This window comes from Spirosoma sp. 48-14 (assembly GCF_001898575.1).
Lineage (GTDB): Bacteria > Bacteroidota > Bacteroidia > Cytophagales > Spirosomataceae > Spirosoma.
Genome location: NZ_MKUD01000001.1, coordinates 380,573 through 394,552, shown reverse-complemented (window position 1 = coordinate 394,552; position 13,980 = coordinate 380,573). Strand labels below are relative to the sequence as shown.

Annotated in this window: 14 protein-coding genes; 4 read left to right on the top strand and 10 right to left on the bottom strand. The window is 47.1% G+C overall.

Annotated elements, in window-relative coordinates; genetic code table 11:
- Positions 1–32: 32 nt before the first annotated feature.
- A complete protein-coding gene (locus BGO59_RS01510) occupies positions 33–1,148 on the bottom strand; it encodes a T9SS type A sorting domain-containing protein (RefSeq protein WP_293679444.1) in 1,116 nt (371 codons plus the stop codon).
- Between the two features lie 109 nt (positions 1,149–1,257).
- On the opposite strand from BGO59_RS01510, the gene BGO59_RS01505 reads away from it, so the two are divergent.
- Positions 1,258–2,070 carry an enoyl-CoA hydratase-related protein gene (locus BGO59_RS01505; protein WP_293679442.1) on the top strand — a complete coding sequence of 271 codons (813 nt, stop codon included), beginning with the start codon at positions 1,258–1,260 and terminating at the stop codon, positions 2,068–2,070.
- A gap of 9 nt (positions 2,071–2,079) precedes the next feature.
- On the opposite strand, the gene BGO59_RS01500 is transcribed toward BGO59_RS01505, so the two are convergent.
- From BGO59_RS01500 to BGO59_RS01480, 5 genes are all read right to left on the bottom strand, one after another.
- The gene (locus tag BGO59_RS01500) at positions 2,080–2,547 is read right to left on the bottom strand and encodes a nuclear transport factor 2 family protein (RefSeq protein ID WP_293679440.1); all 468 of its coding nucleotides are present in this window, start codon (positions 2,545–2,547) and stop codon (positions 2,080–2,082) included.
- Positions 2,544–2,750 (bottom strand): PLD nuclease N-terminal domain-containing protein, encoded by a 207-nt coding sequence (locus tag BGO59_RS01495; protein ID WP_293679438.1) that lies wholly within the window; start codon positions 2,748–2,750, stop codon positions 2,544–2,546. Before BGO59_RS01495 ends, BGO59_RS01500 begins: the two co-directional genes overlap by 4 nt.
- Positions 2,751–2,940: 190 nt before the next feature.
- Positions 2,941–3,405, bottom strand: a complete 465-nt coding sequence (locus BGO59_RS01490) for a hypothetical protein (RefSeq protein ID WP_293679436.1) — start codon at positions 3,403–3,405, stop codon at positions 2,941–2,943.
- Between the two features lie 32 nt (positions 3,406–3,437).
- A complete protein-coding gene (locus tag BGO59_RS01485; protein WP_293679434.1) occupies positions 3,438–4,193 on the bottom strand; it encodes a hypothetical protein in 756 nt (251 codons plus the stop codon).
- Between the two features lie 46 nt (positions 4,194–4,239).
- Complete coding sequence (locus BGO59_RS01480; protein ID WP_293679432.1) at positions 4,240–5,721, bottom strand: FGGY family carbohydrate kinase; 1,482 nt, start codon at positions 5,719–5,721, stop codon at positions 4,240–4,242.
- Positions 5,722–5,948: 227 nt separating this feature from the next.
- Between BGO59_RS01480 and BGO59_RS01475 the strand changes: the two genes are divergently transcribed.
- Positions 5,949–8,333 carry a family 78 glycoside hydrolase catalytic domain gene (locus tag BGO59_RS01475; RefSeq protein ID WP_293679430.1) on the top strand — a complete coding sequence of 795 codons (2,385 nt, stop codon included), beginning with the start codon at positions 5,949–5,951 and terminating at the stop codon, positions 8,331–8,333.
- A gap of 113 nt (positions 8,334–8,446) precedes the next feature.
- Positions 8,447–8,806 carry a hypothetical protein gene (locus BGO59_RS01470; protein WP_293679428.1) on the top strand — a complete coding sequence of 120 codons (360 nt, stop codon included), beginning with the start codon at positions 8,447–8,449 and terminating at the stop codon, positions 8,804–8,806.
- Positions 8,807–8,837: 31 nt separating this feature from the next.
- Here the strand turns inward: BGO59_RS01470 and BGO59_RS01465 are convergent, their stop codons facing one another.
- Genes BGO59_RS01465 through BGO59_RS01455 form a run of 3 tightly spaced genes read right to left on the bottom strand, consistent with a single transcriptional unit; the run spans position 8,838 to position 11,139 of the window.
- Entirely contained in the window at positions 8,838–9,572 is a 735-nt protein-coding gene (locus tag BGO59_RS01465) for a thioredoxin family protein (protein ID WP_293679426.1), read from the bottom strand.
- Positions 9,573–9,586: 14 nt separating this feature from the next.
- Positions 9,587–10,381 carry a molybdopterin-dependent oxidoreductase gene (locus tag BGO59_RS01460; RefSeq protein WP_293679424.1) on the bottom strand — a complete coding sequence of 265 codons (795 nt, stop codon included), beginning with the start codon at positions 10,379–10,381 and terminating at the stop codon, positions 9,587–9,589.
- Positions 10,378–11,139, bottom strand: coding sequence for a cytochrome b/b6 domain-containing protein (locus BGO59_RS01455; RefSeq protein ID WP_293679422.1), 762 nt, complete (start codon positions 11,137–11,139; stop codon positions 10,378–10,380). Before BGO59_RS01455 ends, BGO59_RS01460 begins: the two co-directional genes overlap by 4 nt.
- A 357-nt stretch (positions 11,140–11,496) precedes the next feature.
- Between BGO59_RS01455 and BGO59_RS01450 the strand changes: the two genes are divergently transcribed.
- A complete protein-coding gene (locus BGO59_RS01450; protein ID WP_293679420.1) occupies positions 11,497–12,183 on the top strand; it encodes an START domain-containing protein in 687 nt (228 codons plus the stop codon).
- A gap of 275 nt (positions 12,184–12,458) precedes the next feature.
- On the opposite strand, the gene BGO59_RS01445 is transcribed toward BGO59_RS01450, so the two are convergent.
- On the bottom strand, positions 12,459–13,529 hold the full coding sequence (locus tag BGO59_RS01445; protein ID WP_293679418.1) for an acyltransferase: 1,071 nt from the start codon (positions 13,527–13,529) through the stop codon (positions 12,459–12,461).
- Positions 13,530–13,980: the final 451 nt, after the last annotated feature.

Genomic DNA, 13,980 nt, shown 5'->3' with positions numbered 1-13,980 from the left:
CTTTATTCTGCTGATCCAGCAACTTGGCAAGATCACCGCTTCACAATTTTCCTTAGCAATGACCGGCCATTGATGTCGGCGCGGAGCATATAGATGCCGGGCGTCAAACTATCCATGCCAATGACCTGTTCATGTTGCCGCGATGCTTTGGCAAAGTTCAATTCGTGTAGTTTTCGGCCATTTACATCCGTCAGTTGCAGGGTAGCGGTGCTAGGATTGCTGGTTTGAATCACGACCTGCATACGACCTTCGACCGGGTTGGGAAAGGTAATAAATACAACATCCGGATCAGAATACACAACTGTATTAGTGACGATACTGCCGGTTCCCAGAATAGCGGGTTCGTAAGGAGGAATTGGGGTAGGGGTTCCGGGTGAATCGGAGATGGTTACGGTAAGTTCTTCAGTTGTCTGGCTGATCAAAGAACCATTCCGGTATTCGTCGATCGTAATAACCAGGCTGTATAGCCCTACCTGAGTAGGGGCATCCCAGACCAGTTCACCCGTTTGGCTGTTTAGCTTGAAAACTCCCTGACGGGTTACATCATTCGGAAACTGGTAGCTAGGCACCTGACGTCTATCACATGATGTTTCGGCGGTACTGGTTAGTGCTTTGGCTAATCCATAAACCAGGCTGTCACCATCGGCATCCGTCGCTTTTAAGGATAGAATAAGCTTTTTATCGACGCCAGCCTGAAAACCCGCCGATGGATACCCAGGTGTTGGCGTCTGATTGACTGCATTGGTGTTGATGACGGTACTTAGGGTAAAAAGCTGGTAGTCGGCCTTTGTAATGTTCTGAACCATTGATCGATTCGAAATGATCGTGGTTAAGGTGTAGGTGTTGGGTGCCGGGTATGTGTGATTAATGCGGTAGGTGTTGATACTCTGCGTATTGTTTGCAATAAACAGTCGACTTTGCCGGGTTACGTTCTGGCTGGTACCATCCCCGAAACAGATGATATAACTATCGGCCTGATCGGCTGCCTGCCTGCCCTGGATTTCGTTCATGTATAAAATGAGCGTTACCTCGTAGGTCAGCGATGATGCTGAAACAGATTTTGCCTGGATATAGCCACCAATCATGTGGGTAGACCGAACGGCTGGAATGCCTAATAGCATCAGGCACAGAAACGTAATGGTTCTCATGGGGAAGTATAGGAAGAAAGCTTTATCATCCAGATAACTCAAAATGGCGATATAACCATATATGAGTTCGGAAAAGATTTTGTAAACGGTATTTCCGTACCTTTCTGCCATGCTGTACACTGCCGAACAAGCCGATTCTTTACCCGCTGAAGGATTTCGTTACCTGCTCACATCGCTCAACGATCATGTGTTTACCATCAGGCTAAACAGGCCTCAGAAAAAGAATGCCCTGCATCCACCGATGTTGTCTGAACTGGCTTTTGCACTAGCCTATGCACAGTACAAATCAGACGTTTGGCTCGTCGTGCTGGCGGCTGAAGGGGATACGTTTTGTGCCGGGATGGACCTGAAAAGTTTATCGCAGGGCGATTCTGAAGACGCAACTGTACCGGCTCCATCTGGTCCAGTTCGACTAGGTGAATTGATGGCTGAACTTCATAAACCCTGTATTGCGAGCGTTCAGGGGGCGGTATATGCAGGTGGGTTTTTGTTGGTAGGCGGTAGTACCTACGTGGTGGCATCGGAAGCGGCAACCTTTAGTTTGCCGGAGGTAAAGCGAGGGCTGTTTCCGTTTCAGGTACTGGCTGTTTTGCTTGAGATTATGCCTGCCCGAACGGCGCTTGATCTATGCCTACGGGCGAAGACGCTCACCGCACATGACGCTGGGGCTGTGGGGTTAGTTACGCATGTGGTGCCAGTGGGTGAACTGGATAACGCTGTTGCTGATCTGGTGGCTGATTTAAAGCAGTATTCGCCTACGGCTATGCAGTTCGGGCTTCGGGCGTTTCAGCAGTTAAAAAGCCTGCCATCGAGCGAACAGCAGGCCTTTTTATACGAACAGTTTCAGCAACTACAGCAAACCCCCGACGCAAAAGAAGGCATGGCCGCTTTTCTGGAAAAACGGCTTCCGAAATGGGGGTGAACGTTTGGATTATGATTTTGGTAAATCCGGGCAGTTGTCCCGTCGACGGGTGTCGATAATGCTTTGAATTTTCCAGTTGCCATTCACCTTTACCAGCGTAAACGCATTAACACCGCAGTGACTTTTTTTGTCGTTCAGATAAAACACATAGGGCGTCCAGGCGGTAGCGAGTTCGGCATCTATTTTTATTTCCATACCCGATAATCGCTCATCCAGCGCAAAGGCCGGATACTTCACAACAGAGGCTGCAAACTTGCCGATGTCTTCGTTCCGCACCGAAATTTCGCCTTCTTTATTTTTGGCGATAGATTGAAGAGAAGCACCCGGTAGAAACGTATTTTTGATCTGCGTGGAATCCCCTTTGCGCATACCATCGAACATCAGTTTAATGGTCGTTTTGACAGCGGCTTCATCCTGCGACTGAGCAAAGGAGGGGATGGCTAAACAGAGCCCAAGTAGGCATAGAACTGACTTCATGAAATACGCTGGTTTCGTCCGATGATGAAATAGAGCAAGGCTCCTACAATGTTAAAGAAAACGATGATAATAACCCAGATTAACTTGTCGTTCGGTCCACGAAATTCGCTGCGAACCACATCGACCAGCGCAAAAACGGGCAGACCTAAAATGAAAAGCACTAACAGCAGTTCCTGGCCACCAAGACCCATAAATGCGTACATCGTTTTAGCAAGTTTATGTTACGGATAAGGTATTGTTTGGCAAGAGTTTGGTGTTGCGGTGTTGTCGGTTACTAATAACCGACACAGCGAGGTTTCTCAAAACCTCGTGTATGTATGATTCGGTTTTGAGAATCGCGGTGGCGAACCACCATCACTGTGTCAGATGTGAGCATCTGACACCACAAAAACTTTAGACTTCTCCACGCACTTTTGCTTTTCCCTGCTCCGAAAGGGCTCCTTTCTCATCACGAGTCATTTTCTTGATGTATTCAACTCGCCGGAATCGTAGGGCACTCCAGTCGTTATCAATAGCTACCATTCGAACAGGTTCAAAACCTAGCTGACCTAGCGTAGCCCAACCTGTATCACGGTTGAAATCGCATGTATATTTCTTTGATGAACCTTTCGGATAAGCCAACCAAAGCAACCCATCACCCATCACCTTATCCGCTAGTTGCTGACTAACGAAATCTACTTCCTGCTGCGTTTTGACAAAGGCAATCGCAAACGTACCTGTCTGAATTTGATTCGGTTCAGTAACGATTGTCGCGAGTTCCCGCATGTCGTCTACAATGGGCTGAAACTCGTCGGGCGCGTTAATAACAGCGATTTCTGATTGGGCTTTGTAGTTCAGTTTGGCGAAAATAGGGTTCACTGACGTACGTTGTTTCGAAACGGGTTTAGCGTTTACTGGGTGGGTAATTGGACGTAAAAAGCATCAGGCTGTTTGAAGCTTTCGGGAACATAATAGTTCCTTCCATCATAACTGCTGGTAGATTTCTGGCTTAAAATCTGATCACGAGGGAGCACTTTTACATCAGAGGCCCAGAATTTGGTATCGATTATGAATTCAGTCTTGAAATCTTTATCGGTCGAAAGTGTCAGGTAATTCCGGAACGTCAACGGCGATTGATCGGCCGAATACGCGTAATTGACAATATCGACCGGTTTTTTCCGGTCAGTCCATTTCGCTTTTTCCTGCTCGGTCGTCGATGGCCCCGTCAGGCGGACACTGCCTTGTGGAACGACGATAAACTGCTTCTTTTCGAGTTTGGTTTGGGGTGGAATAAACGCAATGGGCTCCTGTTTCGTGATCGTCCCACCCAGAGAGATGGGAGAGGCATATCGACTATACCGTGACGACGTACCCGTTAGGTTGACATCAGACACATCGGACCAATAATCGACTTTGTCTTGCCCAATAATGAACGACGACCGTTTCCAGTCGATATACAGCGGTTTGTTTAGTTTATTAACAATGCTAAGCTGCATCAAGCCCCGCTCACTGGCAAAATTGTAACGTAGCGTGAGCGTATCATTATCCATTGCCAGCCCTTCCTGCGAAGGGCTTACGTTTGACCCCCGCAACGTAACAACCTGAACATTGGGCATGCAGCCTACTGCTGCTGCCCAAACCGTTAAGAACAGTGCGAATTTTTTCATAGCGTTTTTTTGAGTTAATATACATAAGAATACCTGTTCAGTTGTATTAGCGGACGCTTAAATTTTTCAGCCATTTTCCATAAGCTTCCCGATAAGCGTCCTGTGCCCGCATGTCGGGTTCAATGGTTTTCGTAACATGTAGTCCTGAGAAGGCTTCCTGTGCATTTTTGTAATAGCCAAGTCCCAGTCCGGCCCCACGAGCAGCACCCTGCGCCCCATCGGTATTGTATAGCTCGATAGTGGCTCCGGTCAGGTTGGCCAGGGTATCGCGGAAGAGTGGACTCAGGAACATATTGGCTTCGCCCGCCCGGATAGTTTGCAGTCCAACGCCTACGCTTTCCATGATCTGAATGCCGTAGTACAGGGCGAAAACAATACCTTCCTGGGCAGCCCGAATCAAATGGGGTAAGCCATGACGGGTCAGTTGCAGTCCATGAAACGATGCGCCCAGATCGGCATTTTCCAGCATCCGTTCGGCACCATTACCAAAGGGCAGGCAGACCAGGCCATCGGCACCGATCGGCGCTTCATGAGCCAGTACGTTCATGTCGGCGTAGCTGATCGAGCGGCCCAGTACCTGGTTTCGAAGCCAGCTATTCAGGATACCCGTGCCATTTACGCACAGCAATACCCCATACCGTGGTGCTTCGGCTGTATGGCTAACGTGTAGAAACGTATTAACCCGTGATTGGGGGTCGTATTTCGCCTGATCGCTAACACCATATACAACGCCCGATGTGCCTGCCGTGGCAGCAATCTGGCCGGGTTCCAGCACGTTCAGCGATAGGGCATTGTTAGGTTGGTCGCCAGCGCGGTAGGTAACGGGTGTACCGGCAGCAAGACCAAGCTCAGCAGCTGCCGAAGCCGATAGGGCACCCTGCGGAGCAAACGTTGGTTTAATCGTTGGAATCAGCGACGAACTGAATCCGAAATAATCGAGCAGAAACTGGGCGGGTTCATTAGCCTGAAAGTCCCAGAAAGCCCCTTCCGAAAGCCCCGATGCGGTGGTCACGATGTCGCCGGTCATACGGGCTGCGAGGTAGTCGCCGGGGAGCATGAAATGAGCTACCTGTGCGTACACATTGGGTTCGTTGGCTTTTACCCAGGCCAGTTTGGCAGCTGTAAAATTGCCCGGTGAGTTGAGCAGATGATGCAGGGTACGGTCGTGCCCCAGGGCATCAAAAGCAGCATTACCATAGGGAACGGCCCGGCTATCGCACCAGATAATGGAAGGCCGTAAGACGTTAAAGGCCTCATCGACAACAACCAGCCCGTGCATTTGATACGAAATACCTATAGCCTTTACGTCGCTGGGTTGGATTGCTGCCTGCTGCATAACGGCTTTACTTGCCAGGCAGGCGTTTTGCCACCAGATTTCCGGTTGCTGTTCGGCAAAGCCCGGCTGTGGGGCTTCGATCACCATTTCGGGCTGAGGAAAAAATGCTGACGCTACGGCTTTACCGCTTTCCGCTTCAATCAAACACGCTTTGACAGACGAACTGCCGAGGTCGAATCCAAGAAAATACATTCGGTTATTGCTTTAGGAGTTCCTGCACGAAAGTACAAAGGGAAGGGCATAGTTTACTGACTTGGATAATCGCCACAGGAAATTTGCTCAGTTTCTCACGCTGTTTACGCGGTCAGTCAATCTGGTATCGACGAGCAAAAAAGTGCTGACGATGAATGAGCACAGGACAGCAAAGTATAGAAAAAGGCTTAGTATATCGTTATTTTGCGACTGCTAAGCTTTTTCCTATGCCTTACCGTTTCTTCTTCGCTCTACTCTTTCTGGTTTCGGCTGTTGCTGTTGCCCAAACGCCTTCGACACCCTCAGCCTGGACTTCACAATACTGGTCGGCCCGGTGGATTGTTCACCCAACGGCGTCGGCTCGTCAATATGGCATCTATCATTTCCGCAAAGCAATCGATCTGGCCCAAAAACCAGCCCGGTTTGTCGTACACGTATCGGCCGATAATCGCTATCGATTTTTCGTCAACGGAAAAGCTATTGCCCTCGGTCCTGCGCGTAGCGATTTGCTGAACTGGAACTACGAAACATTGGATTTAGCGCCGTATTTGCAGGCAGGTCGAAACGTGCTGGCGGCACAGGTTTGGTATATGGGCGAGGGGGCTCCCTTTGCACAAATGAGCTACCAGCTTGGCTTTATTGTTCAGGGCGATACCGATGCCGAAAAAGCGGCCAATACCGATGCCACCTGGAAGGTGTTTCAAAACCTTGCCTATTCTCCTATCAAAAATGATATTCCGAAGCTCCGTACCTACATTGTCATGGGCGATGGCGACCGGGTCGATGCGGCACAGTATCCGTGGGGTTGGGAGTCGTCAACGTTCGACGATAAAAGCTGGGCGGCTGCGAAAGTGTTTGGTTTTCCGGCAAAACCGCGTGGCCTGGGTACGGATGGGAACTGGGGATTAGTACCTCGCACGATTCCGATGATGGAGGAGAAGCCCATCCGGCTGGCTAGTGTTCGGCGGGCCGAAAATGGCAAAATGGACAATGCCTTTTTGCTGGGTAATTCGCCAGTGACGGTTTCAAAGAATACCAAAGCCGTGTTTCTGATCGATCAGGGCTATCTGACGAATGCTTATCCTGAATTGACCGTCAGCAAAGGGAAAGGGGGTGTGGTCACGCTCTCGTATGCCGAAGCCTTGATCGATGCCAAAGGGCAAAAAGGCAATCGAAATGAGGTTGAAGGCCGGTCTATTCGTGGTTTCGACGATCAGTTTGTGGCCGATGGAACTGAGAAACGAACCTTTCGGCCATTGTGGTTTCGTACCTATCGCTACCTGCAACTGACGGTCGAAACGAAAGATGAACCGCTTGTGCTGGACAATCTGATCGGGCAGTTTACGGGCTATCCGTTTGACGAAAAAGCGCAGTTTACGGCCAGCGACTCTACGCTGAAGCCTCTCTGGAATGTGGGTTGGCGAACGGCCCGGCTTTGTGCAGGTGAAACCTACTTCGATTGCCCCTATTACGAGCAGTTGCAGTATACGGGCGATACGCGGATTCAGTCCCTGATTTCACTGTATGTATCGGGCGATGATCGACTGATGCGCAAAGCGATCATGGATTATGACCATAGCCGATTCAGCGACGGTCTGACGCAAAGCCGCTACCCATCCGCCGATTTGCAGGTAATTCCAACGTTTTCGCTGTTCTGGATATGCATGATTCATGATTACTGGATGCACCGGCAAGACGATGCTTTCGTGAAATCGCTGCTGCCGGGTGTGTTGAGCGTACTCGACTGGCATGAGCAGCGAATTGCCAAAACGGGCCTGAATGGACCAATGGAATGGTGGAATTTCGTAGACTGGTCGAAGTGGAAGAATGCGAAGGATGAAATTGCAGGTGGGGTTCCGAATGGAGCCCGGAAAGGCGGATCGAGTATTCTGTCGCTGCAACAGGCCTATACCTACACGCGGGCGGGCGATTTACTGGCGCATTACGGCCAGAACGAGCGGGCTGAGCACTACCGCGAATTGGCCCGACGGATCAACAAAGCTGTTTATGAACAATGCTGGGATGCGGGCCGCAGTCTGTTTGCCGATACCCCGGATAAAACCTCGTTTAGCCAGCATGCCAATATACTGGCGGTTCTGACCAGCGCCGTTCCGACTGAGCAGCAAAAAGTTTTGTTGCAGAAAACCATGACGGATACCTCGCTGACACAGGCCACGTTTTACTTCAAATTTTATCTGTTCGAAGCCCTGAAAAAAACGGGTATGGGCGATCAGTTTGTTGCACAGCTAAAACCCTGGCGCGATATGCTGGCGATGGGCCTAACCACCTTCGCCGAAAACCCTGAACCAACACGCTCCGATTGCCACGCCTGGAGTGCTTCTCCTCTGTATGAGTTTTTATCCATGACCTGCGGCATCCGACCGGGTGAACCTGGTTTCCGAACTGTGCGAATTGAGCCATTCCTGGGCGATCTGACCACCGTGGATGGTAAAATGCCACATCCATTAGGTGAGATTGCGGTTCAATTTCAGAAAACGCCAACAGGTGGGTTAACGGGCAGTGTAACCTTACCAGGCAGCCTCACAGGGACGTTGCGGTGGAAAGGAAAAGCAATACCACTGAAAGCCGGAAAACAGACAGTGAGTTTGTGATCTGGCTGATTGTCAAATCACTTATCCTGCAAAAAAACCGTTGATGTAGTTGATGATGAGTGGCCATATCTACTACTGTATATTGCATAGTTCCTTGTAAAACAATGGTCACTATGAACAATATATTTTGTGGACTTTTTATTGTAGGCATCTTATCGGCCTGCTCCGGGAATGGCGATCTGTCTATTTCGGTATCTGACTCGGATGATGAATATGAGTTTGTGGCCAAATACGATAAGGCAAAGACCCAGCGTGTTCAGGATTTTATTAATGCCAGGATGGCGCCTGCTACATCTGTTAAAGGCGACCACGTGGATATAACCACCAAGCTTGACGATAATACCGAATTCAAGCTGGAAGAGGATGAAGGCAGGCTACGAATACTGCTTGACAAAGACGCTAATACAGATGCTTCCTATCATCGCATCAAATCGATGTGTGAGGGGGTTAAACGAATTATTCAGGAAAAATAAACAGGCTGATGTCGGTAGAACTAATCTGACTTCATTGTAACAGTTTAGCGCCCACGATTTGCTGATTGTCAGTCCGTTGGACGTACACCAGTACGGCCGCCTGATCGGTTGACAAATCGTTGGGAATGGGCAGGGTTGCTGTACCCGATTTGGCCGGATTATCCACCGTTTTAAACTGCCGGACCACATTGGTATTTACTAACGTTCGACCACCATTTTCGCCATTTTTTACCGCCGTATGCGCTTCTTTCTGCACTAATGCCACATTGATTCGGTAAGGGCCTGTGTCGGATAATCCATAGCTGACGGTGACCTGGCTTCCCTGTTTTTTCAGACTGGCCTCAACAGTCACAAAAGAGGAAGCGGGTTGTTGCTGAATCGTCTGAATGGCCTGCTGGATGCGTCCGCGTTGTCCACCAATTACCTCCTGCTGGCCATTAATGATAAGCTGTGGGGTATAGGTCTGCGATTTCAGGAGACGATCATATTGACGCTGGCGATCGGTATAGGATTTCGCGCTAAACGGGTCGCTCCAGCCCAGCCGATTCCAGTAATCGACATGAAACGACAGGCCGTAAATAGCCTGACCCGACTGGGTAGCCCGCTGCGTTATCTCCTGCAAGAGCTTGTCGGCTGGTGGGCAACTGGAACACCCCTGCGACGTAAATAACTCTAGTACGACAACTGGCTGAGGGGCTGGTTTGGCAGATTCATGCGTAAGAAACAGCCCCACTACGCTAATGAAGAAGCTGAGTAGGTGAATCATATAGAACACAGATTTTACAGACCTACATAATAATCATAGCCACGCTCGGCCCAGAAATCGCGGGGGCGCTCATCGGCAAAAAATAGCCGACCAATTCGCTTCAGATTTTTAACCCCGTATTTGACCGGAATAATCAGCCGAAGCGGAGCACCGTGGGCTGCCGAAATGGGTTCTCCATTGAGTTCGTAGGCTAGTAAGGTTTGCGGATGCAGCGCACTCTCGATATCAATACCAACGTAATACCCTTTGTCGGGTGTTTCCATGCCCACATACTTGAACAGATCATCCGTTTTGTCCGGGTCAGGGGCATTGCCGCTATGGGTACCCAGCTTATATTTTTCCATGAAGTCGGAAAGCCGTACCCCTCCCCAATGCTGGATTTGACTCCAGCCTTCTACGCACTTGAACTCATAGACCATCTCGTGCTTAGGCAGGGCTTTTACATCATCGATGGTCAGCGTTAGTGGGGGACGGTTCGGGGTTTCGATCTGCAATTTCCAGTCTTCAGGTACAGGTGATTTAATCCCATCGTATCCATTCACACGGGCTTTTTTTGCTGCTTCTCCTACCGAATAGGTCGGAACCAGATGGGTATTGCTAAAATACGTCCGGGCAATGCTTTCGTTGGCATTCAACACATTCCGCAACGGTCGTTTGATTCCCTTTGCTCCCGGACTGTTTTTGATCCATTCGTAAACGCCAACCGGAACGACAGCCGCTAAGGCAAACCAGCCAAACGCTTTGAGCGTTCGCCGACGAGCGGTCGATTCGGGAATTGTATCTTCGGGCAATTGTGGTTCTTTACTCATGATAAAGCTGGGTTACGGGTTGGCTCAATTGGCTCCAGAGGTGTATCAGTAGGGGCATCGGGCTCGTTGCTGGCGGGCTTGTCCAGAACGGGTCGATCAGGATCAGTAGGCTGTACGATCTCAAACCCCGTTACCATCGACTGGAAGTTATTCCAACCCGCGCGTATTACCTGACCGATGTGGATAACGAAGAAGAAGACGTAACCCAGGGTCAGGATAAAGTGTTCGAGTCGGGCCGCTTTATAACCACCTACTAAAGACGTTAACCACGAAAATTGAGTGGGTTTGTATATAGCGTAGCCCGTCAGAACGGAACCAATCCCCATGAGCATGATGGCGAAATAAGCGATTTTCTGCGCGCCGTTGTATTTGATAAATGGTGGCTGGGTTTTGCGTAGTCCGAGGTCGTAGAGGGTTACCTGAATAGCCTCGCGAAACGAGTTTCGGTCAGGTACCAGATGTCGCCATTCACCCGAAATAAACGTGTATCCTACATATAGAACGCCATTTAGGATAAACAGCCACATAAATACAAAATGCCAGGCCATACCTTCAGCCAGGCGACGCGATACGCCCAGAAATTTGTAAAATCCATCCGGGAAAAACGATACCAGGGTATAATCGCCGATCTGAATTTTGTATGGATCGTAGGCCCAGTAAATTAGTAGGCCACTCCAGATCATGACGAACAGAACCGGGAAGTTAACCCAGTGAAACCACCGGATAGCCAATGGATGTTTATGAACGATTCGTTTCATATAGAAAAGCGGTACTATATAGGTTTAGACAGTTGTTTGTAGGTGGCCGTGTTCGTTGTCGGGTAGGTAAAGACGTAGAAAAATCCCTATTACGCGCAAGATATACGTCCAATAGTATTGAAAAGTTTTGATAATTACACAGGGCCAGGAGGGGTATTTATAGCTGAAAATTGGTATTAGTGATTGGTAGTCAGCAGGTCTCTCCTCCTGTTTTCATAGGATGATTGCGTACTATAACTTAATGAGCTCTTTTGTAGTTGTGTGAAGCGGATACCCATTATGGCACCGAAACAACTAATTTTGGGGTTTCGGTGCCATAATGGGTTATTATTTTTTTGAAAAACACGATCGTAATCAATGACAATTATTCAGAATCTGAGTTGCCTATTGACGAAATCTAAAGGGTGCCTAGTATGGGTACTGGGGTTTTTTGTGTTAACAATAAATGCCTTCGGGCAAGGGCGGGATGATTGGCACCTGGAGAAAGATAAAAATGGCATTCGGGTATATTCCCGGCATCTGGATGGGAGCCGATTAAAAGAAATTCGGGTAGATTGTGAAATGGCCGCTTCCCTGTCACAACTGGTCGCTTTTTTATCAGATGTAGATCAGTATAGTAAAGTGGTGTATAAAAACAAATCGGCCCGGCTGCTTCGGCAGGTGAGTGAAACCGAATTTTACTACTATTCGGAAAGTGAAATGCCCTGGCCAGCGACTAATCGAGACTTAGTAATTCACCTTCGGTTTGCGTATGATCCGGCTTCTAAAGTACTGCAAATCAACACTAGTTCAGTGCCTGATATGGTGCCTCCGAAAGATGGATTGGTGCGGGTCGCGTTTTGGCAGGCTGCCTGGCAAGTACGTTCGACAGCCGATAATAAAATGCACATTAACTACACTTTTCAGGTCGATCCTGGTGGAACATTACCAGCCTGGTTAGTCAACGCAACAGCAGCTATTGGTCCTTATCAGTCATTTTTAAATCTGCGGGAGAAAATCCAACTGCCACGATACCAGAAGCGTTCATTTCATTTTTTAGAGTAATGGACTAGCATTTCTTTTGCTATGAATTCGCTGATATAGCTTTGGTCGATTTACTTCTGATGAACCTTCCAGTTTTCAATGAATAAGTTAGCCCTTCCTGTTTATTATTTATCAGAGTAACCTGTCATTTTAGAAAGCACTTGAAAAGAAATTTTAAACCGGTGCCTATAATTAGCTCTTAATTATAACTTTTCGGCTGATGCTGGTTAATTCAGTAGTAAACTACTGAATTAACCAGCATTATAGTCTTAATATGAGTGATTTTAAGAACTGTTTTAAGCAGTTTCTAGGGTATATTCCTTCTTCTTTGTTTTTCGATAATTATTGATTTTTCTTCTAAGAGGATCTTCTATAAACGTATAGGTAAGAAAAGATATAGCTAGTAGAATCAGTAAATACGAATAAAAATGTAGTGTATTGCCTACCACAAGACGTCCTCTGGCCAGAAGCTTGTCATATATATGCATAATTGGGAACTGTAAGATAAAAAGTGAAAAGCTGATATCGCCGAGTTTCACTAGCAGAGGCTTTGATAATAGCCGCGGAAGAAACCAATCCTTTGGAAGTGCTGACAGGCTGGTGATGAAAAGTAAAAATAAGGTAGATAATAACCAGAACCCGTCAAACCAGGTATAGTGACAATATAAAATAGAAATGCACAACAAAATAATAGATAAGCCAAAAAGCCCAGCCATTAAAATGGAATGTCTGGAAAATAATGATTGAAACCGTATAAAGATATTGCCGCCAATTATACCCAAAGAAAAGTTTAAAACAGTTTCTATCGGTGTTGGCAAATACTTGGGCAAATAGAATCCATTGTAGTTAATTTGTAAACCGTATAAGGCTATACAATTTAAAATTAATGCCGTAACCAAAGCTCGGTTCGTTAGCGTAGAGATTGTAGGTATGATAAACGGAAATACAATATAGAAAAAAACTTCTGCTGACAAACTCCAGGCTGCTGGATTTAAATTATTACTGTTCCAATACCAACCATTTAGCAAGGTGAAGTTTAAAAAATAATCCCAGACGGAACTTGTGTTCGGGACGATTATTGAAATAATAAATGATACAAAATAGATTGGATAAATTCTGGCAAACCGTTTCCAATAAAACTCGCGCTTGTTAATTTTTTTTTCTGAAGATATAGAACTGATCGTTAATATAAATCCAGATAACACAAAGAAATAAAGTACAGATAGATTGCCTACCTGAATAAAGTCTACTACATACCGAAACGACGGTAAATATAAAGGCCAGACCAGATTGCTGATGGCAAAATGAAAGAAAACAATACTAACAGCAGCAATAAATCGCGTGAACGTTAATTGGTTTATAACCATACCCAAAGAATGCTACAAGAAAATTTTTAGGCTTAATTAGTTACAATAACGTTAAGTTGATATACGTGAAAGTGTAAGTTCAACAAATGTAAGTAGATTATTGAAAATACATTAGGTTATTTTCTGTCATCCCGAGAAACGAGGGATGACAGAAACGTCCCTGCAGCATACTCTAAACTATTCTCGTTTGAGTACTTATACTGTTTAAATTTAAAATTTTATATCTGAGCGATCATTTAATGGTGTTTTATAGGTACAAGTGTAAACTCGAATATTAACTATGCAATTACTATGTATCTAATAGCTACTGCTCACTTTGAGGTAGATAGACAGTTGGTAACAGATGTAGCGGTAAGTTCTAGCCAATGGTTAGTCGAAATGTAGCCGATCTGGTAAAAGTGACAAATCAGGGTTGGTTTAGGTAGATTGTTGACAGATACCTTATATATCC